22 protein-coding genes are annotated in these 24,703 nt (G+C 55.1%); 5 read left to right on the top strand and 17 right to left on the bottom strand.

Annotation, left to right across the window (positions count from 1 at the left end):
* Nucleotides 1-177 precede the first annotated feature (177 nt).
* The 7 genes from IF205_RS11490 to glpD form a co-directional block, all read right to left on the bottom strand.
* Nucleotides 178-1,929: an ABC transporter substrate-binding protein gene (locus tag IF205_RS11490; RefSeq protein ID WP_259783272.1), complete on the bottom strand. Its 1,752-nt coding sequence runs from the start codon at nt 1,927-1,929 to the stop codon at nt 178-180.
* 115 nt (nt 1,930-2,044) lie between these two features.
* On the bottom strand, nt 2,045-2,443 hold the full coding sequence (locus IF205_RS11485) for a DUF2160 domain-containing protein (RefSeq protein ID WP_259779508.1): 399 nt from the start codon (nt 2,441-2,443) through the stop codon (nt 2,045-2,047).
* A 15-nt stretch (nt 2,444-2,458) separates the two neighbouring features.
* Nucleotides 2,459-3,256 (bottom strand): carbohydrate ABC transporter permease, encoded by a 798-nt coding sequence (locus IF205_RS11480; RefSeq protein ID WP_259779507.1) that lies wholly within the window; start codon nt 3,254-3,256, stop codon nt 2,459-2,461.
* On the bottom strand, nt 3,256-4,128 hold the full coding sequence (locus IF205_RS11475) for a carbohydrate ABC transporter permease (RefSeq protein ID WP_259779506.1): 873 nt from the start codon (nt 4,126-4,128) through the stop codon (nt 3,256-3,258). Before IF205_RS11475 ends, IF205_RS11480 begins: the two co-directional genes overlap by 1 nt.
* Before the next feature lie 14 nt (nt 4,129-4,142).
* The gene (locus tag IF205_RS11470; RefSeq protein WP_259779505.1) at nt 4,143-5,228 is read right to left on the bottom strand and encodes an ABC transporter ATP-binding protein; all 1,086 of its coding nucleotides are present in this window, start codon (nt 5,226-5,228) and stop codon (nt 4,143-4,145) included.
* A 12-nt stretch (nt 5,229-5,240) separates the two neighbouring features.
* The gene (locus IF205_RS11465; RefSeq protein ID WP_259779504.1) at nt 5,241-6,338 is read right to left on the bottom strand and encodes an ABC transporter ATP-binding protein; all 1,098 of its coding nucleotides are present in this window, start codon (nt 6,336-6,338) and stop codon (nt 5,241-5,243) included.
* Nucleotides 6,338-7,885 (bottom strand): glycerol-3-phosphate dehydrogenase, encoded by a 1,548-nt coding sequence (gene glpD / locus IF205_RS11460; protein WP_259779503.1) that lies wholly within the window; start codon nt 7,883-7,885, stop codon nt 6,338-6,340. The genes IF205_RS11465 and glpD overlap by 1 nt, the downstream gene beginning before the upstream one ends.
* A gap of 366 nt (nt 7,886-8,251) precedes the next feature.
* Between glpD and glpK the strand changes: the two genes are divergently transcribed.
* A complete protein-coding gene (glpK, locus tag IF205_RS11455) occupies nt 8,252-9,739 on the top strand; it encodes a glycerol kinase GlpK (RefSeq protein WP_259779502.1) in 1,488 nt (495 codons plus the stop codon).
* Between the two features lie 117 nt (nt 9,740-9,856).
* Nucleotides 9,857-11,068 carry an MFS transporter gene (locus tag IF205_RS11450; protein ID WP_259779501.1) on the top strand — a complete coding sequence of 404 codons (1,212 nt, stop codon included), beginning with the start codon at nt 9,857-9,859 and terminating at the stop codon, nt 11,066-11,068.
* A gap of 34 nt (nt 11,069-11,102) precedes the next feature.
* Here the strand turns inward: IF205_RS11450 and IF205_RS11445 are convergent, their stop codons facing one another.
* The 4 genes from IF205_RS11445 to IF205_RS11430 form a co-directional block, all read right to left on the bottom strand.
* Nucleotides 11,103-11,858 (bottom strand): META domain-containing protein, encoded by a 756-nt coding sequence (locus IF205_RS11445; RefSeq protein WP_259779500.1) that lies wholly within the window; start codon nt 11,856-11,858, stop codon nt 11,103-11,105.
* Nucleotides 11,859-11,979: 121 nt separating this feature from the next.
* The gene (cysN, locus tag IF205_RS11440) at nt 11,980-13,905 is read right to left on the bottom strand and encodes a sulfate adenylyltransferase subunit CysN (protein ID WP_259779499.1); all 1,926 of its coding nucleotides are present in this window, start codon (nt 13,903-13,905) and stop codon (nt 11,980-11,982) included.
* Complete coding sequence (gene cysD / locus IF205_RS11435; protein WP_259779498.1) at nt 13,905-14,822, bottom strand: sulfate adenylyltransferase subunit CysD; 918 nt, start codon at nt 14,820-14,822, stop codon at nt 13,905-13,907. Before cysD ends, cysN begins: the two co-directional genes overlap by 1 nt.
* Before the next feature lie 229 nt (nt 14,823-15,051).
* On the bottom strand, nt 15,052-16,044 hold the full coding sequence (locus tag IF205_RS11430; RefSeq protein ID WP_259779497.1) for an aminoglycoside phosphotransferase family protein: 993 nt from the start codon (nt 16,042-16,044) through the stop codon (nt 15,052-15,054).
* A 138-nt stretch (nt 16,045-16,182) separates the two neighbouring features.
* Between IF205_RS11430 and IF205_RS11425 the strand changes: the two genes are divergently transcribed.
* Nucleotides 16,183-16,758: a PAS domain-containing protein gene (locus tag IF205_RS11425; protein WP_259779496.1), complete on the top strand. Its 576-nt coding sequence runs from the start codon at nt 16,183-16,185 to the stop codon at nt 16,756-16,758.
* A 15-nt stretch (nt 16,759-16,773) separates the two neighbouring features.
* Here IF205_RS11425 and IF205_RS11420 read toward each other — a convergent pair whose 3' ends face one another.
* The 5 genes from IF205_RS11420 to IF205_RS11400 are packed head-to-tail and all read right to left on the bottom strand — an operon-like array spanning nt 16,774 to nt 22,005.
* Nucleotides 16,774-17,538: an ABC transporter ATP-binding protein gene (locus IF205_RS11420; protein ID WP_259783271.1), complete on the bottom strand. Its 765-nt coding sequence runs from the start codon at nt 17,536-17,538 to the stop codon at nt 16,774-16,776.
* A gap of 8 nt (nt 17,539-17,546) precedes the next feature.
* A complete protein-coding gene (locus tag IF205_RS11415; protein WP_259779495.1) occupies nt 17,547-18,389 on the bottom strand; it encodes an ABC transporter ATP-binding protein in 843 nt (280 codons plus the stop codon).
* A 1-nt stretch (nt 18,390) separates the two neighbouring features.
* Nucleotides 18,391-19,320 carry a nickel transporter permease gene (gene nikC, locus IF205_RS11410; protein ID WP_259779494.1) on the bottom strand — a complete coding sequence of 310 codons (930 nt, stop codon included), beginning with the start codon at nt 19,318-19,320 and terminating at the stop codon, nt 18,391-18,393.
* Between the two features lie 19 nt (nt 19,321-19,339).
* The gene (locus tag IF205_RS11405; protein ID WP_259779493.1) at nt 19,340-20,401 is read right to left on the bottom strand and encodes an ABC transporter permease; all 1,062 of its coding nucleotides are present in this window, start codon (nt 20,399-20,401) and stop codon (nt 19,340-19,342) included.
* A 2-nt stretch (nt 20,402-20,403) separates the two neighbouring features.
* The gene (locus IF205_RS11400) at nt 20,404-22,005 is read right to left on the bottom strand and encodes an ABC transporter substrate-binding protein (RefSeq protein WP_259779492.1); all 1,602 of its coding nucleotides are present in this window, start codon (nt 22,003-22,005) and stop codon (nt 20,404-20,406) included.
* 400 nt (nt 22,006-22,405) lie between these two features.
* Here IF205_RS11400 and IF205_RS11395 point away from each other — a divergent pair, with 400 nt between their 5' ends.
* Nucleotides 22,406-23,155, top strand: a complete 750-nt coding sequence (locus IF205_RS11395; protein WP_259779491.1) for a COG4280 domain-containing protein — start codon at nt 22,406-22,408, stop codon at nt 23,153-23,155.
* Nucleotides 23,152-23,400 carry a hypothetical protein gene (locus IF205_RS11390; protein ID WP_259779490.1) on the top strand — a complete coding sequence of 83 codons (249 nt, stop codon included), beginning with the start codon at nt 23,152-23,154 and terminating at the stop codon, nt 23,398-23,400. The genes IF205_RS11395 and IF205_RS11390 overlap by 4 nt, the downstream gene beginning before the upstream one ends.
* A 15-nt stretch (nt 23,401-23,415) precedes the next feature.
* On the opposite strand, the gene IF205_RS11385 is transcribed toward IF205_RS11390, so the two are convergent.
* Nucleotides 23,416-24,651 (bottom strand): glycerophosphodiester phosphodiesterase family protein, encoded by a 1,236-nt coding sequence (locus IF205_RS11385; protein WP_259779489.1) that lies wholly within the window; start codon nt 24,649-24,651, stop codon nt 23,416-23,418.
* Nucleotides 24,652-24,703 lie beyond the last annotated feature (52 nt).

Raw genomic sequence — 24,703 nt, 5'->3', positions numbered from 1 at the left:
TGCTGGACCCCGCCCATAACGCACCCCTTCATATTTCCTGGAGTTATAAGTCACTGATACGACTTTGTTCCATGGTAGCAGAATGCACCTGACTTGCGAAGCAACCCCGCACATAGAAAAGAGGCGGCCCCGAAAGAGGCCGCCTCCCTTTTGCTTAAAGCTGTCGAACGGATGCGCTTAGCGCACGCGCCCTTCTTTCCAGGCCTGAAGCAGGTCGTCGTAAGGAACGGTTTCACCCTGCGGCTTTTCGTTGGCCAGTTTCGCCTTCGGCGCGCCCGGCTTTTCGAGCCAATAGGATGCTTCACGTTTCTTGTTCAGTTTCGGTGCGCATTCGCCACCGATCTTGGCACGCTCCAGACGCTTCATAACCTTGTCCATACCTTCGGCAAGGTTGTCCATCGCCTGCTGCGGGGTCTTTTCTTCCGTCACCGCTTCGGCCACGTTCTGCCACCAGAGCTGAGCCAGCTTCGGATAGTCAGGAACGTTGGTGCCGGTCGGCGTCCAGGCCACGCGGGCCGGGCTGCGATAGAATTCGACCAGACCACCCAGTTTCGGTGCCACGTCGGTCATCGCCTGGGACTGCAGATCGGACTCACGGATCGGGGTCAGACCAACCAGCAGTTTTTTCAGGGAAACCGTTTTGGAAACGGTGAACTGAGCATAGAGCCAGGCTGCCTTACGACGCACCGGATCGGTGTCTTTCATCAGGGTCCAGGAACCGGTGTCCTGATAACCGAGCTTCATGCCTTCTTCCCAATACGGACCGTGCGGGGACGGTGCCATACGCCATTTCGGCGTGCCGTCCTCGTTTACCACCGGCAGGCCGTCTTTGGTCATTGCTTCGGTGAAGGCGGTGTACCAGAAGATCTGCTGGGCGATGTTGCCCTGTGCGGGGACCGGACCGGCTTCGCCAAAGGTCATGCCCGCAGCTTCGGGCGGCGCATATTCTTTCAGCCAGTCACGATATTTGGTCAGCGCATAGACCGCAGCCGGGCCGTTGGTCGCACCACCACGTTCAACGCTGGCACCAGCCGGTGCGCAACCTTCAACGCGAATACCCCATTCATCGACCGGCAGGCCGTTCGGAATGCCCTTGTCACCGGCACCGGCCATGGACAGCCATGCATCGGTAAAGCGCCAGCCGAGGGACGGGTCTTTCTTGCCATAGTCCATGTGACCATAGACCGGCTGACCGTCGATTTCCTTCACATGCTTGGAGAAGAACTCTGCAATGTCTTCATAAGCAGACCAGTTCACCGGAACACCCAGGTCGTAACCGTAGATTTCCTTGAACTTGGCTTTCAGCTCGGGACGCTGGAACCAGTCATAGCGGAACCAGTAAAGGTTCGCGAACTGCTGGTCAGGAAGCTGATAGAGCTTGCCATCCGGACCGGTCGTAAAGGACGTCCCGATGAAGTCGTCGATATCCAGCGTCGGCAGGGTAACGTCTTTACCCTCACCCGCCATATAATCGCTCAGCGGAACAACCTTGTGGTAACGCGAGTGCGTACCGATCAGGTCGGAGTCGTTGATGTAGGCATCGTAAATGCTGCGGCCGGATTGCATTTCGGTCTGCAGCTTTTCGATCACGTCACCTTCACCGATCAGATCGTGGGTCAACTTGATGCCGGTGATTTCAGAGAACGCCTTGGCCAGAACCTTGGATTCATATTCATGCGTCGCAATGGTTTCGGAAACCACCTTGATTTCCATGCCGCGATACGGCTTGGACGCTTGAATGAACCATTCCAGTTCCTTGAGCTGCTCTTCCTTGCTGAGCGTCGACGGGTTGAACTCACTATCAACCCACTTTTTAGCAGCATCCATATACTGGTCTGCCTGTGCCGGAGACATGGCTACCGTCAACGCCAAAGCAGCGCCGCCGACCCCACCCAGCAGGCCTTTACTAAACTTTGTTCTGGATAACATTGTCATTACAGAACCTCCCATGAAGCCTTCCTTTTATTTCCCTGTTCGCCAAACTGGCTTCGGGCGGTCGCCGGTGGGGGAAGGCGTCGCCCCCCGGCTCCCGAATTCTTAAGCATCAGCCCCAGCGGAACACCGCGAAGACCCATACAATTGCGATTTCAAAGGCGCCGATCACCGAGTGATCAGAGAGAATTTCAGACATCGCATCGCTGTAGGATTCGATCTCTGTCGTCACCACACCAAGGCTGTCGGCAACCGCCTCGACACCGAGGAACAGGGTCGCCGACGGAATGCCGGTTACCGGCGTTTCGGTAAACGTCAGCCAGGCCAGGTGAATAAAGGCGCTGCCCAACAGCGAGATGAACAACCTGTCACCGCGATGGGTCTCAATCGGCAGAAAGCCTTTGCGGGCCACCGAGGGAGATGCCATCTGCCAGACCGTCATCCCCACCAAGATCAGCACGATTGTGACAAAGAAAGCTGCCGTAACAGGGGTCCAAGCCATCCATTGCATATCTTGTTCCTCCCCTTACACGCGGCCCAGGGCAAAGCCCTTGGCGATGTAGTTACGTACAAACCAGATCACGAGCGCGCCCGGCACGATGGTCAGCACACCGGCCGCAGCCAGCACGCCCCAGTCCAGCCCGGAGGCCGAGACCGTCCGCGTCATGGTTGCTACGATCGGCTTTGCATTGACCGACGTCAGCGTCCGCGCCAGCAGCAGTTCCACCCAGCTGAACATGAAGCAGAAGAATGCCGTCACACCAATGCCGGAACGGATCAGCGGCAGGAAGATGGTAGTGAAGAAACGCGGGAAACTGTATCCGTCAATATAGGCCGTCTCGTCGATCTCACGCGGCACACCCGACATAAAGCCTTCCAGGATCCAGACCGCCAGCGGCACGTTGAACAGACAGTGGGAAATTGCCACTGCGATATGCGTATCAAACAGGCCGACACTGGAATAAAGCTGGAAGAAAGGCAGCAGGAAGACCGCCGGAGGCGCCATACGGTTGGTCAACAGCCAGAAGAAGAGATGGCTGTCACCGGTAAAGCGGAAGCGCGAAAAGGCATAAGCCGCAGGCAGCGCCACCGACAGCGAGATAATCACGTTGGTGACCACATAGATGATCGAGTTGATATAGCCCGAGTACCACGCCGGATCGGTGAAGATCGTCATGTAGTTGGCAAAGGTCAACGCGTCCGGCCAAAGGGTGAAGGTCCCCAGGATTTCCTGGTTGGTCTTCAGGGACATGTTGATCAGCCAATAGATCGGCACCAACAGGAACAGGACATAGACGTAAAGAGCGAGATAACGCTTTTTCATTAGTTTTTCTCCCCTTTACCGATATTCATCACCACGGTGAAGAACACCCAGCTTACAAGCAGAATGATCAGGAAATAGATGATCGAGAAGGCAGCCGCCGGCCCCAGGTCGAACTGACCAACCGCCAACCGCGTCAGGAACTGGCTGAGGAAGGTTGTCGCGTTGCCGGGACCACCACCGGTCAGAACGAACGGTTCGGTATAGATCATGAAGCTGTCCATGAAGCGCAGCAGCACGCCGATGACCAGGACACCCTGCAGCTTGGGCAACTGGATATAGCGGAAGACAGACCAGCGGGAAGCCCCGTCAATCCGGGCCGCCTGATAGTATGCATCCGGAATGGACCGCAAACCGGCATAGCACAGCAGCACAACCAGCGACGTCCAATGCCAGACATCCATGACCAGCACCGTCACCCAGGCGTCCCACTCGTTTTGTGCGTAGTTGTAGTCCACACCCAGGCCGTTGATCAGGTAACCGCCAAGGCCGATATCAGCACGACCGAAAATCTGCCAGATGGTGCCAACCACGTTCCAGGGAATAAGCAATGGCAGCGCCAGAACAACCATGCAGACCGACACGCCCCAGCCGCTGCGGGGCAGGCAAAGCGCAACGCCGACACCCAGCGGAATTTCAATCAACAGCACGCAGGTGGAGTAGATGATCTGCCGGACCAACGCATCACGCAGGCGTTCGTCCGCCAGGATTTCACGGAACCATTCCGCACCGACAAAAAAGCGCGTTTGCGGGTCCAGGATATCCTGCACGGAATAGTTCACCACCGTCATCAGCGGAATGATCGCGCTGATTGCCACAATGGCGAAAACCGGCAGGACCAGAAACCAGGCTTTGTTATTAAAAATCTTATCCATTGTTCCGCCTCCCCTTACGCAACCAACCGGCTGTCTGAGTAAAGCTTCGTCCATTCCGTCGGGAAGGACAGCTTGCCCTCGGTGCCGCTTACATGCTGATCTTCGGAGAGCTTCACACGCAGCTTCTGATTACCGAAAGTCACGGTCGCGATCTGGTATTGCCCCAGGTCTTCGACCCGGGTGATGGATACAGGAATCCCCTGCGCATCTGCAGCAGTATCCAGCGTCAGAAATTCCGGCCGGATGCCGATTTCCAGGGTGCCACCGGCTTTTTCCGCCTTCGCACGGACAGCAGGATCAAGCGGAATGGCAATGCCATCAACAACCGCGCAATCCCCCTCAAGCCCGCAGGCCATCAGGTTCATACCCGGGCTGCCGATGAAATAGCCGACAAAGGTATGCTGCGGATTTTCAAACAACTCCTGAGGCGTTCCCAACTGCACCACCTGACCGTCATACATGACGACAACCTTGTCGGCGAAGGTCAGTGCCTCCACCTGGTCGTGGGTCACATAGACCATGGTCACATCGGTCTTTTTGTGGATTTCCTTCAACTTGCGACGCAGGTGCCATTTCAGATGCGGGTCGATCACTGTGAGCGGTTCGTCGAAAAGGATCGCCGCCACATCGTCGCGCACCAGGCCCCGGCCCAGCGAAATCGTCTGTTTTGCCTCTGCACCAAGGCCCTTTGCCTTGTGCTTCAACGCGTCATCCAGGTCCAGCATCCCTGCGATCTCACGCACACGCGCATCGACCTGCGCCTCGGCCACGCCGCGATTGCGCAGCGGGAAAGCCAGGTTATCGTAGACCGTCATGGTGTCGTAGATGACCGGGAACTGGAAAACCTGCGCAATATTTCGTGCTTCCGGCGGCAGACGCGTGACGTCCTTGTCGTCAAACAGAACCTGCCCTTCGGACGGTGTCCGCAGACCCGAGATGATGTTCAACAGGGTTGTCTTGCCGCAACCGGACGGGCCCAACAGCGCATAGGCACTGCCATCTTCCCAGACATGGTTCATACGGCGCAGCGCATAATCGTCTTCGGACTGCGGGTCCGGCAGATAGGAATGCGCAAGCTCTTTCAAATCAATACGTGCCATTATGCGCTCTCCCTAACTCAACCGGGCATTGCCGCCGACTGTCGGCGCGGCAATCAGATTGCCGCGGCGTTCGAAAACGAACAGCCGTGCGGGATCAACATAAAAGGTGACATTGTCGCCCAGACGCGGGTCGTGAACGCCCTCCTCCTGGATCACCCAGGAAACGTCGTTGTAATGAACATGGACAAAGGTTTCCGAGCCGGTGATCTCCGCCAGTTCAACCTGCCCCTGCATTGCAATATCATTGTCACTGCTCTGGGACATGCCGAGATGGTTGGCGCGGACGCCGACCGTGCAACTGCCCTGCGGCAGGTCGGTCAGGTGGCCGGTCTTCTCGATCATCTGCCCGGTGCCGAGCCGAATGTGATTTCCATCCACTTCGGCATCCACGAAATTGATCGGCGGGTCGGAGAAGATATTGCCGACCTGAACGGACCCCGGATTATGGAACACACTGGTCGCCGGACCGAATTGCAGCAGGCGGCCTTCATGCAGAACGGCCGTCTTCCCGCCCAGCAGCAATGCCTCTGCCGGTTCCGTACTGGCATAGACCACGATGGTTTCCCGGCCTTTCAGCATGTTCGGGATTTCCTCGCGCAATTCCTCACGCAATTTGTAGTCGAGGTTCACGAGCGGCTCATCGAGCAGCAGGATGGAGCAATCCTTGACCATGGCACGCGCCATTGCACAACGCTGCTGCTGGCCACCGGAAAGTTCCTGCGGCAGGCGGTCCAGCAGATGCTCGATATGCATCAGTTCCGCAGTCTCGCGGACGCGCCGGTCTATATCGTCCTTGGGGATACGCGCCAGTTTAAGCGGCGACGCAATGTTGTTATAGACCGTCAACGACGGATAGTTGATGAACTGCTGATAGACCATGGCGACATTGCGCTTTTGCACCGGCAGACCGGTCACATCGATGCCGTTCATCAGCACACGGCCGGATGTTGGCTGGTCCAGGCCAGCCATCAGGCGCATCAGCGTCGTTTTGCCCGCGAGCGTTCGCCCGAGAAGTACGTTGAAACTCCCAGGTTCCAACGTCATGGAAATATCGGTTAGATATTCCTCCCCGTCCACGGACTTGGTCAGGTTTTCCAGGACCAGAGTCATTACGAACTTACCTTCTTTTCTTTTGAAACAGCCTTCGAAACATCGGCATTCTGTGCCGACATGTAGGCGTTCAATCTATTTATTGTTGATTTAGACAAATGCAGCCCAAGTTTTGAACGGCGCCACAGAATATCCTCTGCAGTGCGAGCCCATTCACAGCTTATGAGATAGCTGACTTCCGCCTCAAAGAGATCGTCTCCGAGACATTCCCCCAAGCCCTCCAAATTGGTGGCTCCCCCCACAATCTTTTCCAGCAGGGTACCGTAATTTCTCGCATATCGATAGGCAAGCGCCGACGGCAACCAGGGGTATTTTGCTTTTACCTGTTCGACATAACCGTCGAAATCAACACCGCCGATATCACCCCCCGGCAGTTTGGCACCTGCGGTCCAGGGTTTATCTGGAATATGCAGCGCGCCCGACAGCTTTTGCATCGCATGCTCTGCCAGTTTCCTGTATGTCGTGATCTTGCCGCCGAAAATATTCAGCAGCGGCGCTTCCCCGCCTTCCCCTTCCAGGTCCAGCGTATAATCGCGGGTCACGGCAGACGCGTTTTCCGAATCCTCGCCATAAAGCGGACGGACGCCGGAGTAATTCCAGACGACGTCGTCGGCAGTGATTTTCTTTTCGAAATATTGATTGATCAACTTACAAAGATAATCGACTTCCTCACCCGATATCTTCGTGTCAGACGGGTTCCCCTGATAATCAACGTCAGTCGTGCCGACCAGCGTGAAGTCGTTTTCATAGGGAATGGCGAAAACAATTCGGCCATCGGGATTTTGGAAAATGTAGCAGTAGTTGTGCTCAAACAGCCTGGGAACGACGATATGGCTGCCCTTTACCAGACGTATCTGCCGCTTTGAGTGCAAGGACAGCGTCTGTTCAATAATCTCTGCACACCATGGGCCCGACGCGTTAACAAGGCTTCGTGCCTTGATTTCGGAGACCTCGCCGTTGTCCTGGCGACGCGTGCGAACAAGCCAGAGGTCGCCCTCGCGACGTGCCTCGATGCATTCCTCACGCGTATGGATTTCAGCCCCCATCCGGCTGGCATCCATGGCGTTCAACACCGTCAAACGTGAATCCTGAACCCAGCAGTCGGAATAGACAAAGCCCTTTTTCAGGTCCTTGGTCAGAGGCTTACCGGAAGGATGATTGGCAAAACGAATCCCCTCCGAACCAGGAAGAATCTCCCGACCGCCCAGATTGTCATAAAGAAACAGACCAAGACGGATAAGCCATGCGGGGCGCAAGCCCTTCACATGCGGCAGCACAAAGCGCAGCGGCCAGATAATATGCGGAGCCGCCCGCAAGAGAACCTCACGTTCCTTCAGTGCCTCACGCACCAAACGGAACTCATAATGTTCCAGATAGCGCAGCCCGCCATGAATCAACTTCGTGCTGGACGAAGACGTCGCACTCGCCAGATCATTCTTTTCGCAAAGGAAAACGGACAAGCCGCGCCCGGCTGCGTCTCGCGCTATTCCCGCACCATTAATACCGCCGCCGATAATTGCGAGGTCGTAGGGCTGTTCTTGCGCCACCTTCGACATCCTACCTTTCAAACACTTTCGATTATGATTGTTTATATTTTTCGTTTTCGAAACTACACGCGATTTAATAGTGAATTCAACAGAAAAATTTCAATTCTTGCGCCGAAACGCCGCCTCATATTCGAAAATTTCAAACGATATAAGGAATAAACGAAAACATAGAAGCACTTACCGCATTGCGGCATAAATTCAGAGGTTGCGGGCCCGAAATACTCCAGCACTCAACTCCGAAATCCGCATTCTGCTGGTGAAAAATCCAACTATTTTTTCGGAAAAGAACATTTCTCTTGATTTTTCTCTCGTCCTCTCGCTAATTCGGGCTATAACTGCAAAAAAACCGTCATATGGGAGATGATCATGACTGGGGAACCGATGCTGCTTGCCATCGACCAGGGAACGACCAGCAGCCGCGCCATCCTCTTCAGTAAGGACGGACGCGCACATGCAACGGTGCAGCAGGAGTTCAAACAACATTTCCCCAATGACGGCTGGGTAGAACATGACGCCGAGGATATCTGGGATTCGGTATTGTCCGTATGCCGGGACGCCCTGGCGCAGATATCCCCGGAAAATGTTGTCAGCATCGGCATCACCAACCAGCGTGAGACCACTGTCGCCTGGGACCGCACGACCGGCGCACCGGTCTATAACGCCATTGTCTGGCAGGACCGCCGGACATCCGCCTATTGCGCAGACCTGAAAAAACAAGGGGTAGAAGCGGACGTCACGGCCAGAACGGGCCTCCTGCTCGACCCCTATTTCTCCGCCACGAAGCTGCGTTGGATACTGGAGAATGTCGAAGGTGCCCGAGAAAAGGCAGAACGTGGCGACCTGGCCTTTGGCACGATTGACAGCTTCCTTCTCTGGCGGCTGACCGGCGGCAAAGTGCACGCCACCGATGCAACCAACGCCTCGCGGACCAATCTCTACAATATTCATACCGGCGACTGGGATGACACGCTGCTGCGTCTGTTCAATATCCCCCGCACGGTCCTGCCCGAGGTAAAAGACAGCGCCGCCGATTACGGCGTTACAGATGCAGAGATTTTTGGCCACCCGATCCCCATCGGTGGCATTGCAGGCGACCAGCAGGCAGCCGCCTTCGGCCAATGCTGTTTTGAACCGGGCATGATCAAAAGCACTTATGGAACAGGCTGTTTTGTCCTGTTGAACACCGGTAAACAGGCTGTCACGTCACGGAACAAACTGCTGACGACCGTTGGTTATCAGTTGAATGGCGAGACCACCTATGCCTCCGAAGGGTCCATCTTTGTGGCGGGCGCTGCCGTTCAGTGGCTTCGCGACGGTCTGGGCCTGATCAATACGGCTGCCGAAACGCAACGGCTGGCAAGCGAAACACCGGACAACCACGGGGTCTATCTCGTGCCCGCCTTCACCGGTCTGGGCGCACCGCACTGGGACCCGGATGCCCGTGGCGCCATTTTCGGCCTGACTCGTGACACCGGCGCCGGTGAATTCGCCCGCGCCGCCCTGGAATCGGTCTGTTACCAGACACATGACCTGCTGGAAGCCATGGCTCGTGACGGCGTCCATCCCACGCATCTTCGTGTGGACGGCGGCATGGTGGCGAACGACTGGCTGTGCCAATTCCTGGCGGATATCGTGAATATCGACGTCGATCGTCCGTCCGTGTTGGAAACAACGGCCCTGGGGGCCGCCTATCTCGCCGGCCTGCAGCACGGCCTTTATCAGGACCTCGACGAAATCGCCGAACACTGGAACCTCCAGGCGCACTTCAAGGCGAAAATGGCCGCTACGGATCGCGACCGTAATCTCGCGGGCTGGCAACACGCCGTCAGCAAGGTGGTCAGCCAACAGGTCTGATATCGATTACCCACGCCCGGCGGTTGCCCGCAATTGTCTCTTTACTCGCATTAGCAATGCAGTCTAACAACAATAACTGGATTGACTGCATTGCCCCCCGGGGCCCGGAGATCGGACGTGGAACAGACCGCTGGCGGCGCGACCTTTCGTTTTCTCGACAAACGCCCGTTTTTCCTCCTTTTTTTACTTTTCATCGGCAGCCTGACCACATCAAGCTTTGTGCCGTTGACGGGCCTTTTCATCGTTGAGGGCCTGGGCGAACTGCCCTGGAAGATGAGCATCTATGCCTGTATTCAGGTGGTCACAACATTGCTGGTCAACCGTTTCTACGGTCAATGGATTGATACAGGAAAGCCGCTCAAGGTTTTACCGATCACCAGTTGTCTCGCCTTCATTACGGCGATGCTGCTCATCTCGCAAATACACAGCTTCCTGCTGTTTGCAACGATCGGGGCAATCCTGATCGGCACATCCGGGGCCGCCCTGTCGGCGATGTATTCCTTCGGCCGCCTTTTTGCAGAACAAAGCGGACGCGATCCTGTCAGCTTCAATTCGCTGCTTCGCATGCAAACGTCACTTGCCTGGATGATCGGCCCGGCAGTTTCACTGATCATCTATGGAAAAATCGATTTCAGCGCGACCTTCCTGGTTATCGCGCTGACCGGGATGTTCTGGCTGGCCTGCTGTTTTCTGATCATTCCCAACAGGTTCGCCTCCCACCATCCACATGCAACAGGCGGCAAGCGCCGTATGACCTTCAACCCGGTGCTTCTGATGGCTTGCATTCCCGTGCTTTTAATCGGTATCGGCAATGTGGTTTATCTATCCGCCGCACCGCTCTACTTCACCACTGAACTGAAGCTGCCTTCGGCCACCTCGGGCCTTGGACTGACGGTCAAATGCTTCATTGAAGTGCCGACAATCTATTTCAGCGGACATCTCATCAGACTGATCGGGGAAAGGCGCGCCTTTTGCCTGGCAGCGGCCATCGCCGCAATCTTCTTTATACTGATACACAGCGCATCCAGCATGCCGGAAGTCCTGGCCCTCTCGGTTCTGGACGGTGCCTATTACGGTATCTTCGCCGGGGTCAGCATGACCTACGTACAAAATGCCGCTCCCGACCGCCCCGGGATGGCCACAGCCTATTATGTCAGCACCTTGTTCACTGGCGGGTTGATCGGAAATTTCCTGACCGGAATGATCGCTTCCTGGCAATCCTTCCAGGCAACCACCCTCGCCTCGCTCAGCTTTGCCATCCTTGCGCTGATCGGCCTTTTTCTGACGCGCCGCCGCAACCGGGTATCCATGGCCGAAGAGACCACGTAAACCCGGGCGAAGAAACCGTACACCGCTCCTCGGGCTACTTGCCCTTGCGTGCCGTTATGGTTTCGCCGGTCTCTGTCTTCAGAACCAGCCCACCGGTAGTGTCGATTTCATAGGATGTCACTTTTTGCAGAATGGTCAGGAAGCGCTGTTCCTGGTTCATGAGCGCCTTGGCACAAGCCATTTCGGTCGAGGCGAAAGAGTCCATCATGACTTTTCCTTCACCGGCAAAAGCATAGCGCCCCATATACCGGTTGCAGGACCCGGATCCGCTGATACGGCCATCAGAGGAAAATGTGATGGATGCCCGCGACGAATCAATAATGCCCTTGCCGTCAATGTCTTCGACAATCCAGGCCGCCCCCATCGGGGTTTCTGCCAAGTCCGTAGCCCGGACCATCATGAGAACGCCGAGGTCTACTTCCCGTTTGGTCGGATCGACGAGGTTCACGCGGTCCGTCGTCCACAACAGGCGGCCACTGCGGTCCCGAATGGAGCCGCTTACGGAATATCGCATCCCCGGCTGCAAACTGCCCTGAGGGACATTTAACTGGAACGACAGCGGTACCTGCTTGTTACGGGTATCCAACACCACCTCAACCAGAACCGGTGCCGGACGATCAGCAATTGAGATATCCTGTAGCGTCACCCGCGCAACAGCACCCGGTGGCAAAGCAACCCGCTCCCGATAGGCCAGCGCCCCTTTCACCGTTGTCTCAGGCCCGTCGTTCCTGGTTGCGGAACAGGAAACAACGAAAAGCATCAAGACCAAGAAAACCGATTTAAACATCATGCGCATCGCCAACCTCACTTTCCAGAATGCGGGCGTATCTGGCATGCCAAACAGGCAAGAATAAGGCAGAATTTCCTCCGCAAAGAAAAAGCCCCGCCAAAAGCGGGGCCCCTCCAACCTTCTAGATGCTGTAACCACCAATTGATGGCCAGATCATCCCTCGCTTCTCAAGCTCGTCAACGATGATCTCGGCATGTTCCTCCGGTGTCGCGGCGCCGCCGTCCAGGATAATCTCGGCAGTCTCCGGCGCCTCATAGGCCGAATCAATCCCCGTGAAGTTCGCGATCTCACCACTTCGGGCTTTTTTATAAAGCCCTTTCGGGTCGCGGCTTTCACAAACTTCAAGCGGGGTATTTACCCAAATCTCCAGGAATTCACCATCATCCAGCATTTCACGGGCCATGCGGCGTTCACTGCGGAAGGGTGAGATGAAAGACGTCAGGACGATCATGCCTGCATCGACAAACAGCTTACCCGTTTCCGCCACGCGACGAATGTTTTCCACGCGGTCGGCATCAGTAAAGCCAAGGTCCTTGTTCAACCCATGACGCACATTATCCCCATCCAGAAGATAAGTGTGCTTGCCCATGGAATGAAGCTTCTTTTCCACGGCATTGGCAATGGTGGATTTGCCCGCCCCGGAAAGGCCTGTGAACCAAAGGACTGCCGGTTTCTGCCCCTTCAGGTCTGCCCGCGCTTTTTTATTGATATCAAGGCTTTGCCAATGAATGTTCGTGGCCCGACGCAAGGCGTGGCAGATCATGCCAGCCGCAACCGTTGCATTGGTAAAGCGGTCGATCAGGATAAAGCGGCCGGTGCCCTTGTTGTCGTCATAGGCATCAAAGCTCAATGCCCGGTCGAGGGCCAGGTTGCAAATGCCGACCTCGTTAAGCTCCAACGTCTTCGCAGCCGTATGCTCCAACGTATTGACGTTAACACTGTATTTCAGCTCACTGACCTGAGCCGCCACGGTCTGGGTCCCCATCTTCAGAAGATAGTGACGCCCCGGCAGCAGTTCGGATTCATGCATCCAGATCAGTTTCGCCTGGAACTGGTCCGCATGATCCGGGCGGGCCTGCCCATCCGACAGCATATCGCCACGGCTGATATCGATTTCATCCGTCAGCGTCAGGGTCACCGCCTGCCCGGCAACAGCCTCCTCCAGATCACCATCGAAAGTTACGATACGATCCACGACGCTCGTCTGCCCCGATGACGGAACGACAATGCTGTCGCCCGGACGGATCTTGCCGCTGGCGATCGTTCCGCTAAAACCACGGAAATCGAGGTTCGGGCGATTAACCCATTGGACCGGCATACGGAACGGTTTTTCCTGCAGATCAGAAACAACCTCAACCGTCTCCAGATGTGACATCAAAGTCGGACCGTCATACCAGTCCATCTGGCCGCTGCGATCAATGATATTGTCACCACGCAAGGCGGAGATCGGAATGCAGGTAATATCGTCAAAGCCAAGGTCTGCGGCAAACGCCCGATATTCGGCCTCGATCTCGTCAAAGACGTCCTTGCCACCATCGACAAGGTCCATCTTGTTGACCGCCAGCACCACATGTTTGATGCCTACAAGCGACACGATGTAACTGTGCCTACGGGTCTGCGTCAGCACGCCTTTGCGGGCATCGACAAGAATAACCGCGGCTTCGGCGTGAGACGCCCCGGTCGCCATATTGCGGGTGTATTGTTCATGGCCCGGCGTATCGGCGACAATGAACTTGCGCTTGTCTGTGGAGAAGAAGCGATAGGCAACATCAATGGTAATGCCCTGCTCCCGCTCTGCCTGAAGGCCGTCCAGCAAAAGGGCAAAGTCAATATCGCCCCCCTGGGTGCCGACTTTTTTACTGTCGCTTTCCAGGGCGGCAAGCTGGTCTTCAAAAATTAACTTGGAATCCCACAGCAGGCGGCCGATCAACGTGCTCTTGCCGTCGTCAACGCTGCCGCAGGTAATGAAACGCAACAGGCCTTTTTCTTCCTGCGTCTTGAGATAGGCTGTGATGTCTTTCGCGATCAGGTCGGATTGATGAGACATTAGAAATATCCTTCCTGCTTTTTCTTTTCCATGGAACCGGCCTGATCATGGTCGATCATGCGCCCCTGACGTTCAGATGTCCGCGTCAGCAGCATTTCCTGAATAACATCGGTAAGCGTATCCGCCTTGGATTCAACGGCCCCGGTCAGCGGGTAGCAGCCCAGTGTACGGAAACGAACCGACTTCATCATCGGCTCTTCGCCCGGTTTCAGAGGCATGCGGTCGTCGTCAACCATGATGAGCATGCCATCGCGCTCAACAACGGGACGTTCGGCTGACAGATAGAGCGGAACGATGGGAATGTTTTCCAGATGGATATATTGCCAGATATCCAGTTCGGTCCAGTTGCTCAACGGGAAGGCGCGAATGCTCTCGCCTTTGTGGATGCGGGCATTGTAAGTATCCCAAAGCTCCGGACGTTGGCTCTTCGGGTCCCAGCGATGACTTTCCGTACGGAACGAAAAGATACGTTCCTTCGCACGGGATTTTTCCTCATCCCGGCGGGCCCCACCAAAGGCGGCATCAAACTTGTACTTGTTGAGCGCCTGCTTCAGGGCCTCGGTCTTCATCACGTCGGTATGGACAGAAGACCCATGCGTGAACGGACCGACCCCCTGCTTCACACCATCCTCATTAATATGAACGATCAGGTCGAAGCCGTATTCAGCCGCCATGCGGTCACGGAACTCGATCATTTCCCGGAATTTCCAGGTCGTATCCACATGCATCAGAGGAAACGGCGGTTTCGAAGGATAAAACGCCTTGCGGGCCAGATGCAGCATCACCGACGAATCTTTGCCGATGGAATACATCATTACCGGGTTTTCAAATTCCGCCGCGACCTCGCGAATAATATGGATGCTCTCCGCCTCCAATTGCTGAAGGTGGGTCATCGACTTCGTGACAGGCTTAGACATCAGTCCGGTAACTCCACAACACATTTAAATTTTGGCTCGACATAAACAACACTACAAATACGTAAATAAATTATATTTAACATATTTTTTTGTTGTTTTTTGCTATTTACACATAACTTTGAAATTTTCAAGGGTAGATTTCAAACACACTACCACTGCGAGAACTATTTTTCTGCATTTAAACCAATACAGCGATTTTTTTTACAAAACCGATTGGACAAAAATTGCCCTACCCTACCGGCAATGTCGAGGAATAGTCAGGCAAATAGGTTTCAAACCAGTCCCGCACGGGCTTAAGTTCGTCCTTATCTAAGCGGCTCGCCAGAAGTTTCGCGACACGCGGAAGATGTTTCAGATAGCCGTTTTTTCCATCACGACGCCACAACCTGACAAAAAGCCCCAATATTTTCGTATGCCGCTGAGCCCCCATAATACCGTACCAGGCATCAAAATCCACGATATGTGTCAGCCCCATTCGTTCATAGAAACGATCTTTCATTGCCATCTGCAGGGATTCGCCAATGTCGCGACGCGCATCTTCCAGCAGGGAAACCAGGTCATATGCAGGATTGCCGATCACAGCCCCCTGAAAATCAAGCAACCCACACCCCTTCACGCCCTGTCGGTCTGGCAAAAGCATCAAATTGTCGACATGGAAATCGCGGATCACAAGCGTGTCCGGCAAAGGGGAGACAGAAGCAAAAACCTCACGCCATGCCATTTCAAACGACGTAGAGACATCCCCCGGACAGTCTGTGTCCCGAAGGGCTGGCCACAGCCAATCCGGCACATAGGCCACCTCACGCAGCAACATCTCCTCATCATAGGGATCGACAGTCACCGCAGTCACATTTGGTGCTTGCTGCAGATGGGCGAGCACATCCACCGCCATCTCATAGAGTGGCTTTTCGTCATGTCCTTCTGCAAGCAGATGCGTGAAGGTCTGATGCCCGAAATCCTCCAGCAGTAAAAATCCGTTCCCATCGTCCTGCGCCAGGACTTCCGGCGTTGAAAGTCCGAGAAACCGCAAATGCTCCGCCAGGGTTACAAACAGCGGAACATTCTCATGCTCCGGCGGTGCATCCATAAGAATTGCCGTGGATTCACCACGCCGCAGACGAAAATAGCGCCGAAAAGAAGCGTCCACAGGCAAAGCCTCCACCTCAGCGTCACCCCAGCCGATCGCCTGAACATAGATTTCACGATTTTTCTTACGGTCCATAAACTAAAAATCCATTTTTTTGTTTGTTATTTACTATTCGCCGCTAGGTTCAAAGCCTGACATTTAAAAAAATATCTTATAAAGAACTTACTAATCCCGGCTTGTTGAGGGTCGGATATGAAGGAACGAATATATCAAATGACAGTGTTACGTAACCTCGAAGATAGGTCCTATGTTTTAAAGGACGCGCTGTCGCATAAATATCTCAGGCCGGTTTTGCAACATTGGCTGTCTCTTTTCTCATCGGGTCATCTGCCCGCCCGACAGGATATGGACCCGGCACAGTTCGCAGTTTCCATGCCTCATATTTCCCTGTTTGACTGGGATGAATCCAAAGGTGACTTTTATTGCCGCCTGGCGGGAGAAGATGTTTCGAATTCATTTATCAAGCGCCTGAAAACACATACGCTCGCCGAGCTTTATGACGAGCAGCGCGCTTCATCCATCCGCCGTCTATGGCTGCATGCGGTAAGGGAAAAAAGCATACTCTTTGTCCTGTCCAGTTTTGAAAACAGCGACAGCAGGCTCAACGGCAGGCGCATCATACTGCCGCTTCAGGATCACAAAACCGGCGCGGTAACAATCATGAGTGTCTCCTACTACGACTACGACGCAGGATATCACTACGACAAACATCTGAATGCCACGCCTGACGACTACAAATACGTCTTCCTGAATTTCGACGAACTCACCGCCCAGGCCGCCTTTGACTAGCCCCAGGAGCCAAGTCTATTCCCAGTCGGAGAAACCGGCGACAACCTCCCGGTCATAGCCGCTTGACGCCTTGAAAAGTTGTTGAGAATAGGATTCCTCCAAAGCACCACGAGATAGCTGCTCCGCCGTTGTGCGTTCCACGATGCGACCATGGTTCATAATGGCCACGTCATCGCACATATGCGCCACAACGGCGAGGTCATGACTGACCATGATGTAGGTAAGCCCCAACTCACGCCGCAGTCCCGACAGAAGGTTCAGAACCTCCGCCTGAATGGACACATCAAGCGCGGATGTCGGCTCGTCCAGCAGAAGCACTTTCGGTTCCAGGATCAGGGCCCGCGCAATAGCAACCCTTTGTCGTTGCCCGCCCGACAGTTGATGGGGATAGCGGAAACGGAATGACGCATCCAGCCCCACCTGTTCCAACGCCTGTTTCACGCGCATTTCCGAATTACCCAGACCGTGTACATCCACCGGTTCGGTGAGAATTCGGTCAATGGTATGTCTGGGGTGCAACGAGCCGAAGGGGTCCTGGAAAACCATCTGAACCAAACTGTAGAATGCCTTGTCACGCTTACGCCCGAGGGTTTGCCCGTTCACCGACATCTGGCCATGCCAGTCATCGGTCAATCCGGTCAGGGTGCGCAACACCGTCGACTTCCCGGAACCGGACTCCCCGACCAACCCGAAGGCCCCTTCCGTTTCCACACTGAGCGAGACGTCCTTCAGGACATGAAGATCCTGGAAATAGACATTCAGGTCCGATATCTCAATCATCGCCATCGTTACACCTCTATCCAGGCTGGGTCGCGGTTGAGGACCGGCAGGTCTGTATGCATGCGATCAATGCGCGGCAAACAATCCAACAGGCCCTGCGTATAAGGATGGCGTGCATTCTCAAGGTCCGCGGCGGCCAGTTCTTCCACAACCCGTCCCTGATACATCACCAGAACGCGGTCACAGAATGACGATACCAGCGTCAGGTCATGACTGATGAACACCAGCGCCATTCCCCGGTCCCGCACAAGGTCGTCCAGAATTGCCAGAACCTGTAGCTGTACGGTGACATCCAGCGCCGAAGTCGGTTCGTCTGCAATGATAATTTCCGGCTCCGGGATCAGCATCATTGCAATCATGATGCGTTGCCCCATGCCACCGGATACTTCATGCGGGTATTTGTTGAAAACCTGTTCCGGGTTACGGATTTTAACCTGTTCCAGCATTTTCAACGCACAGCTTTTCGCCTCACGCGTCCCCACGCGATGGTGCTCCCGATAGGCCTCCACAATCTGCTTGCCGACGCTCATCACCGGGTTCAGGGAATATTTCGGGTCCTGCATGATCATGGAAATTCGCGCCCCGCGAATTTTTCGCCACTCACGCGCGGAAAGATTGCGCAGGTCCAGATCATGAAAGCTCAGGCGATCTGCCTCGATCGATCCGTTGGCCGCAGTCAGCCCCAGGATTGCGCGGCCCGTCTGGGACTTGCCAGAGCCTGACTCGCCCACGATACCCAGCCGCTCCCGGCCAAGGGAGAAGGACACGCCACGCACGGCCTCAACCGGTCCTTTCGCGGTCTGAAAACGAACGCGGAGATTTTCAACGTCCAAAAAACTGTCGGTGGTCATCCTAGTCTGCTCCCCGCGGGTCAAGCACATCACGCAAGCCGTCGCCCAAAAGATTGAACCCAAGACTGACAATAAAAATCGCCATGCCCGGCATCGCGGCAACCCACCATTGATCCAGAAGAAACTGGCGGCCATCCGAAATCATCGCGCCCCATTCCGGTGCCGGCGGCTGCGCCCCCAGCCCCAGGAACCCAAGACCGGCCGCTGTCAGGATAATGCCCGCCATGTCGAGTGTGACGCGCACAACAACGGAACTGATGCACATGGGCATGACATGCCCTGTGATCAGACGCAGACTTGAAACCCCCTGCAAACGGGCCGCCGCGATATAATCGGCATTTCGGACGGTGATCGTCTCCGCCCTCGCAATCCGCGCATAAGGCGGCCATGCCGTCAGCGCAATTGCCAGCACCGCATTTTCAATGCCAGGCCCCAGGGCCGATACAAAAGCCAGGGCCAGGATGAGTTTTGGAAAAGCGAGGAAAATATCGGTCACGCGCATCAAAACGGCATCGACCCAGCCGCCGAAAAACCCGGCGATGGCCCCGACGAAAAGACCGACAGGCGCGGCGGTGATCGCAACCAGTCCGACCACCATCAAGGTATAGCGAGCCCCGTAGATGAGGCGTGAAAGGATATCCCGCCCAAGCTGGTCCGTTCCAAGGATGGAAATCTCCCCGGGCGCGGTCAATCGTCTGGTCAGGTCGGCAGCAACCGGATTATGAGGTGCCAGCAGTGGCGCCAGCGCAGCCAGAATGCAAAGGGCGAGTACGATTATCAGCCCGATCATCGCCAGCTTATTGTGCCGGAAAGTCAGCCAGCCAAGGTAAAGCCGACCCATCCGGGCCTGGAAGCGGGATTGTGGAATATTCGTGGTCAGCCAGCCGCGAAGACCGGTTGAGCCATCGTTCTTTTCTGCCAGATCCGTCATAGCTTGAAAATCCATTCGATTAGCGCGCCCGTGGATCCAACAGGCGGTACAAGAGATCGGAGATCAGGTTCACGCCGATGAAAACGGCACCGACAACAATTGTCCCACCCAAGACCGCGTTCATATCCGCGTTGAGAAGGGAATTGGTGATATAGAGGCCGAGCCCCGGCCAGGCGAAGACAATCTCCGTTAACACCGAGCCTTCCAGCAGCGAGGCGTAGCTTAATGCAATAACCGTCACCAGAGGCACCATGACGTTGCCCAAGGCATGACGCCAGATCACCCTATATTCCGGCACGCCCTTGACCCGGGCGGTCAAAACATATTCCTGGCTGAGCTGTTCCAACATGAAGGAACGGGTCATCCTGGAAATATAAGCCAATGAATAATAAGCTAAAATCGACGCAGGCAGGATAATGTGATGCAGTGCGTTCAGGAACAGGTCCATATCACCTTCGATCCATGAATCGATCAGGATCATATTCGTCGTCGGCTCAAAGAAGTCTTCATATAACAGGTCAAGCCGACCGGGACCGCCCACCCATTCCAGCTTCATATAAAACAACAGAAGGCCCATCAGCCCCAGCCAGAAGACCGGAATGGAATAACCGACCAGACCAACAATCCGTACAAGGTGATCGGGCCAGCGGCCTTTATACACCGCCGCCGCAACGCCAGCCGGAACACCCAGCAGAACCCCGATAATAGTTGCCACTGTCGCAAGTTCGATGGTCGCAGGGAAGACACGTTTGATATCTTCCAGTACAGGCCTTGCCGTCAGGACGGATTCACCAAAATTCCCCTGCAGGACATTCCCCACATAGATGAAGAACTGCTCATAGAGCGGCAGGTCCAGCCCCATCGCGATACGTGCTTTTTCGTATACCTCTGCGGGGGCGCGGTCGCCGACCACAGCCAACACAGGATCAATCGGCAGAATTCGACCGATCATGAAAGTCACGAACAGCAGGCCAAAAAAAGTAACGGCGATGGAAACCAGAAATCGTGCCAGTTTCCCCAAACGCCTCGACAGAAGGCGGCCGCGTGTGCGGCCGCCTTTCCGTATGGATACATCGCTCATAATCAGTTTGCGTCGGATTTGGTCACAAAACGATAGAAGTTGGTGTCAAAGGAAGGGCCGAGAACAAAGTTGTTCACGTCCTTGCGCAGGGAAGCGACCTCGATGTCCTGGAACATGATGACAAAAGGCGACACCTGCTGATGTTCCTTTTGAATTTCCCGATAGACCTCGGCCCGTTTCGCGGCGTCCTTCTCCAGGACATTGGCCTGGGTTTTCTTGGTCATTTCCGGGATATCCCAGGAGTTCCGCCATGCCAGCGGCTTCGCACGTGCGTCGTCGGAGTTATCCGGGTTGCTGGCAAAGGTGTCGGCATTGGTGTGCGGATCCTGATAGTCCGGGCCCCAGCGACCGATGTAGATATCATGCTTGCGGGCACGATATTTGGTCAGCGTCTGCTTACCATCGCCCGGAATGATTTCCAGATCGATCCCTGCCTGCGCAAAAGTTGACTGGATGGACTGCGCCATCTGGGTCGTCAACGTGGTGTTGCGCGTATCCATGGTCACCTTGAAACCATCTTCAAGACCGGCCTTCGCCAGCAAGCCCTTGGCTTTGGCAACATCCAAGGAGAACGGATTGTCTTCCAGGGCACCCATGAAACCTTTCGGCAGGAATGCCTGATGGACGGTACCACGACCATTCAAAATCGTGCTGGCAATGCCCTTGTAATCCACCAGATATTTCAGTGCCTGACGCACTTCCGGCTTGCTCAGGTATTCGTTTTTCTGGGAAAGGCCCAGATACCACACCGCCCCTTTCGGCGCGCGCTGCAACTTGATCTCCGGATTTTTGGAAACGGCGGCCAACTGGTCCGCCTCAAGGTTACGGGCGATATCGATATCACCTTTTTCCAGCAGCAATTGCTGGGACGCGGCTTCCTTGACGTGCCGGATCAGGACACGTTTCATCTCCGGTGCGCCCTGCCAATAGTCTTCATTGGCAACCAGCGACAGGCTCTGGTTCGGTTTCCAGGATTTCAGAGAGAAAGCGCCGGAACCAGCATAATGGGTCCGCAACCATTTGTTGCCGAAGTCACCGTTCTCGGCGTGATCCATGACAACCTGCTTGTCGACGATGGCGCCAACACCCGCCGTCAGGCAGTACAGCACGAAAGTCGGTGCATAAGGTTTGTCCAGTTCCATTACCAGCGTGTGATCGTCCGTGGCGCGAATGCGATCATCAACGTTATCCGCGCGGAAGCCGAACTGCCCCAGAATAAAGGCCGGGGACTTGTCCATCTTGATAACACGGCGGAAGGAGAATGCCGCATCATCCGCGGTTACCGGATTACCGGAAGCAAATTTGACCCCGTCGCGGATTTTGAAAGTCAGTGTTTTACCGTCTTCCGATACGCTCCAGCTTTCGGCCAGTTCACCTTTGATTTTCGAGACATCGTCCAGGTCGAAACCAACCAGACGGTCATAGGTATTGGCGTTATACTCCATCCCGGTAAATTCAAACATCTCACCCGGATCAAGGGTAATCATGTCGTCGATGGAATATGCCATCACCAAGGCATTTTTCGGTGTATCCGCCAGCACGGTTTGTGTCTGGCCGGCAAGCAGAGCAGCCCCAATCAGCGCTCCGGCTATGATGCGTCGCATGTCTATCTCCCCATTATTAGCGAATATTGCAGATACCGTCGCAATCGCCTCCGGCAGATACCGGAAAGCCTTGCGATTACGGATTCTTCATATTTCTTGTAACGCTTCCCCCTTATCCCTGGTCTCTATTCACACAGCCGTCGGTTTTGTTAACCGATCCGCATTCTTGTTGCCTGATATATGAGAACAGGTTCTTCTAGAGGACAAGAGAAAATATTATTGAGGCCCCGTTCATTCCTGTTCCGCCCCGTCTATAATATTTACCTGTAACTGCAACAGGAAAAGTAATTCCCGTTTAAGGATTTTCCACTTGGAGAAATTATACTCACAACCTAATGAATTGGCGGTATAGTCAGAAAACTCCCTCATACTGAATTGGACTAATCAGGAGGAGTAGACGATGATTCCGTGGTCGACGGCGACGCCCGCCATCAGTGCTGCCTTTCTGGCCTCTGTCGTTGAGGTGGTCGAGGCCTTTACCATTGTTCTGGCCGTTGCAACCTTACGCGGATGGCGGCCTGCCATCGGCGGGACCCTGGCCGCGCTGGCGGTTCTGGCGGCAATCGTCGGCTTGTTGGGGCCCGTGCTGAATTATGTTCCTCTTCATTCTCTACAGCTTGTTATCGGGGTTTTGTTGTTACTTTTCGGTGTCGGCTGGCTACGGAAAGCCGCCTTGCGGGCGGGCGGGGTTATCCCTCTACACGACGAAGACGCCATTTTTGCCACCGAAATGTCGGAGTTAAACGAGGAAGCACAACGCCGCCATAAATCGCTGAACTGGATTGCAGGTATTGTGGCCTTCAAGGCGGTTCTTCTGGAAGGCCTGGAAGTTGTCTTCATTGTGATCGCCGTTGGCGCGGGCCGGGGGCTTCTTGTTCCCGCCAGTATCGGCGCACTGGCCGCCTGCCTCCTGGTGCTTTGCATTGGTGCAATCGTACACCGGCCCTTGTCACAGGTCCCGGAAAACACGCTTAAATTCGGTGTGGGCGTAATGCTGTCCGCCTTTGGCGTCTTCTGGACCGGTGAAGGTCTTGGCATCGACTGGCCCGGGCAGGATTGGGCCCTGCTGCTCTTCGCGGGACTGTTTCTGTTGGCAGGCCTGCTGGCTGCCGCCCTCGCCCACCGCTCTCTTGCGGAGGCAGTCGAATGACAATCATCAAGGATGTTTTCAGCGAATTGCTCAGCATGTTCATTGGCGATGCCAGACTGTCAGCCGCAATCCTGGTCATTGTCGCCATTGCCGCGGGTTTCGTGAAACTCAGCCATGAATCGCCGCTGGTCGGCGGCGGATTGCTTCTGTTTGGCAATCTGGCCATTGTCATCGTCGCCGTGCAGAGAAAGGCGCAGGAAAAAAGGCGGTCAGCCCTGCAGGAGACCAACCACCCGAAGCGATGACCCCTTCACGACTTTCTAGTCGAGACCCGCACAATTCGCATAGAAGGTGGTTGTCGCCGGCCAATCGGAAAACACCCCGCGCACGCCAACGTCTTTCGCAAGAACATCGAGCACAACAAGCATGTCGCTGTCTTTCGATATCTTGTCCTTGATGGATTGATAATACCATCCCCCACCCTTGCTCATCGAACCGGACCGTTCCAACGTCCAGGTCACAATGTCCAAACCGGTCGATTTCGCCGCTCTGGCATAGGCCGACGGCACGATATTACCATCAGGCCCTACCGTCAGAAGAACCCACAGAGGGGGCGCAATTATCCGTAATCCATCCGCATAGAGACTTTCCATTGACGGCAACCACGTCTGCGGATCGTTGGGGTCAAAGCCGTTGCGACCGGCACGGCCATCCAGATAGACAGCCTGTTTGCCATAGTCCGGCTCGTTTTGAAGCCAGTAACGGATGACATCCAGATCGAAGGACTGCGGGTACACATCCTTTGGCGGAACACCGGCGCGCTTATAGGCATCAATCATCGCCTGCGCGTAATGCGCCATTGAAAAGTCGCCGTCATAAGGCATGGAAACCGCAGGGCTTTTAAGTTCCGGAATATGTTTCACCCCCAGTTCTTCAAGATAGGCGATGTTTTCATCCAGCGTCATGAGTTGGCCCGGATGACTGTATAGGTCCGTCCGCCAGGATGGCGTGCTGTCGATATATTCCTCCACTGTTTCCGCCCAGGGGTTTGCAGCATCCATTTTGCCGGACAACTGACGGAATTCCGACAGCGTGAGATCACTCACACAGCATTTTGCCGACGCCTTACGACCGGCGGCCCGATCCGCCGGCACAAACGGTTCACTGCATTTGGCAGCCAACGCGGGTATTTCCAGAATGTTGGTGGTTCGTTGAAGATCACATTGAGAATGCCGACAGACCAGCGCCCGGTCCGATGTGAAGGTTACATCACATTCAACCAGCCCGGCCCCCATCCGTGCCGCAGCAGCGTAGGATTCACGGGTATGTTCGGGAAACTGTAATGAAGCCCCGCGATGACCGATCGAAAAGTCACTGGATTTGAAAGGCCCTGCAAAACAGCTTTGCAACTTCGTCTTCAGTTCCCCTTCTTCCAGTTGATCAACCAGGAAGAAGGGCCTCGGCCCGATTTGCGCAGCCCCGCTTCCGGCAAGGCTGACAGTGGATATGGAACTGAGAATACAGGCAATTACCCCTACGACGCCAACCAAACGCATTGCTTCTTTCCCCCCACAATGATTTGCAGGGACAGCATTCCGTTAAGCCAGC

Source organism: Aestuariispira ectoiniformans, assembly GCF_025136295.1.
Taxonomy (GTDB): Bacteria; Pseudomonadota; Alphaproteobacteria; order UBA8366; family Aestuariispiraceae; genus Aestuariispira_A; species Aestuariispira_A ectoiniformans.
Note: the sequence above shows the minus strand (reverse complement) of the source record. Positions and strands in the feature narration are given on the sequence as shown.

Coding starts and splice junctions, on each gene's coding strand:
- IF205_RS11485 (WP_259779508.1), bottom strand. CDS start 2,443: ATGCAATGGATGGCTTGGACCCCTGTTACGGCAGCTTTCTTTGTCACA.
- IF205_RS11470 (WP_259779505.1), bottom strand. CDS start 5,228: ATGGCACGTATTGATTTGAAAGAGCTTGCGCATTCCTATCTGCCGGAC.
- cysN (WP_259779499.1), bottom strand. CDS start 13,905: ATGTCTCATCAATCCGACCTGATCGCGAAAGACATCACAGCCTATCTC.
- IF205_RS11425 (WP_259779496.1), top strand. CDS start 16,183: ATGACAGTGTTACGTAACCTCGAAGATAGGTCCTATGTTTTAAAGGAC.
- IF205_RS11385 (WP_259779489.1), bottom strand. CDS start 24,651: ATGCGTTTGGTTGGCGTCGTAGGGGTAATTGCCTGTATTCTCAGTTCC.
- cysD (WP_259779498.1), bottom strand. CDS start 14,822: ATGTCTAAGCCTGTCACGAAGTCGATGACCCACCTTCAGCAATTGGAG.
- IF205_RS11395 (WP_259779491.1), top strand. CDS start 22,406: ATGATTCCGTGGTCGACGGCGACGCCCGCCATCAGTGCTGCCTTTCTG.
- IF205_RS11390 (WP_259779490.1), top strand. CDS start 23,152: ATGACAATCATCAAGGATGTTTTCAGCGAATTGCTCAGCATGTTCATT.
- glpK (WP_259779502.1), top strand. CDS start 8,252: ATGACTGGGGAACCGATGCTGCTTGCCATCGACCAGGGAACGACCAGC.
- IF205_RS11415 (WP_259779495.1), bottom strand. CDS start 18,389: ATGACCACCGACAGTTTTTTGGACGTTGAAAATCTCCGCGTTCGTTTT.
- nikC (WP_259779494.1), bottom strand. CDS start 19,320: ATGACGGATCTGGCAGAAAAGAACGATGGCTCAACCGGTCTTCGCGGC.
- IF205_RS11400 (WP_259779492.1), bottom strand. CDS start 22,005: ATGCGACGCATCATAGCCGGAGCGCTGATTGGGGCTGCTCTGCTTGCC.
- IF205_RS11480 (WP_259779507.1), bottom strand. CDS start 3,256: ATGAAAAAGCGTTATCTCGCTCTTTACGTCTATGTCCTGTTCCTGTTG.
- IF205_RS11420 (WP_259783271.1), bottom strand. CDS start 17,538: ATGATTGAGATATCGGACCTGAATGTCTATTTCCAGGATCTTCATGTC.
- IF205_RS11405 (WP_259779493.1), bottom strand. CDS start 20,401: ATGAGCGATGTATCCATACGGAAAGGCGGCCGCACACGCGGCCGCCTT.
- IF205_RS11465 (WP_259779504.1), bottom strand. CDS start 6,338: ATGACTCTGGTCCTGGAAAACCTGACCAAGTCCGTGGACGGGGAGGAA.
- IF205_RS11430 (WP_259779497.1), bottom strand. CDS start 16,044: ATGGACCGTAAGAAAAATCGTGAAATCTATGTTCAGGCGATCGGCTGG.
- IF205_RS11490 (WP_259783272.1), bottom strand. CDS start 1,929: ATGTTATCCAGAACAAAGTTTAGTAAAGGCCTGCTGGGTGGGGTCGGC.
- IF205_RS11475 (WP_259779506.1), bottom strand. CDS start 4,128: ATGGATAAGATTTTTAATAACAAAGCCTGGTTTCTGGTCCTGCCGGTT.
- IF205_RS11445 (WP_259779500.1), bottom strand. CDS start 11,858: ATGATGTTTAAATCGGTTTTCTTGGTCTTGATGCTTTTCGTTGTTTCC.